The sequence below is a fragment of the Pseudoalteromonas sp. SR45-1 genome, from assembly GCF_014163655.1.
GTDB lineage: Bacteria > Pseudomonadota > Gammaproteobacteria > Enterobacterales > Alteromonadaceae > Pseudoalteromonas > Pseudoalteromonas distincta.
In genome coordinates, this window is the sequence record NZ_JACJDR010000045.1 from 1 (window position 1) to 504 (window position 504).

Annotated in this window: 3 tRNA genes; all 3 read left to right on the top strand. The window is 41.7% G+C overall.

Going from position 1 to position 504, the window contains the following annotated elements:
• Positions 1-42 precede the first annotated feature (42 nt).
• The 3 genes from H5089_RS20050 to H5089_RS20060 all read left to right on the top strand — a co-directional run bounded on the left by H5089_RS20050 (position 43) and on the right by H5089_RS20060 (position 504).
• A tRNA-Thr gene (locus H5089_RS20050) sits at positions 43-118 on the top strand.
• Positions 119-250: 132 nt separating this feature from the next.
• Positions 251-326, top strand: a tRNA-Phe gene (locus tag H5089_RS20055).
• A 102-nt stretch (positions 327-428) separates the two neighbouring features.
• A tRNA-Thr gene (locus tag H5089_RS20060) sits at positions 429-504 on the top strand.

Below are 504 nucleotides of genomic sequence, written 5' to 3' on the forward strand. Positions count from 1 at the left end.
CAATCTTTAAAATTGAACGTGCCTTAGCACACAGTTTTGTGTGCCGACTTAGCTCAGCTGGTAGAGCAACTGACTTGTAATCAGTAGGTCAACCGTTCGACTCGGTTAGTCGGCACCATTTATTTAAAGTAGTTTGAAAAGAAAAACTGTAATCAGTAGTCTGTTCAAATTACCCGTCGACTCGGTTAGTCGGCACCATTTATTAAGTTAAAGGTTAATTTCGTTAATCTGTAACTAGCACAGTTTATGTGCCTCGATAGCTCAGTCGGTAGAGCAGAGGATTGAAAATCCTCGTGTCCGTGGTTCGATTCCGCGTCGAGGCACCATTTATTGAAAAGCCTTGCTTATGCAAGGTTTTTTTATTTTAAGTGCTTTATAAAAGTTCTCAATCTTTAAAATTGAACGTGCCTTAGCACACAGTTTTGTGTGCCGACTTAGCTCAGCTGGTAGAGCAACTGACTTGTAATCAGTAGGTCAACCGTTCGACTCGGTTAGTCGGCACCA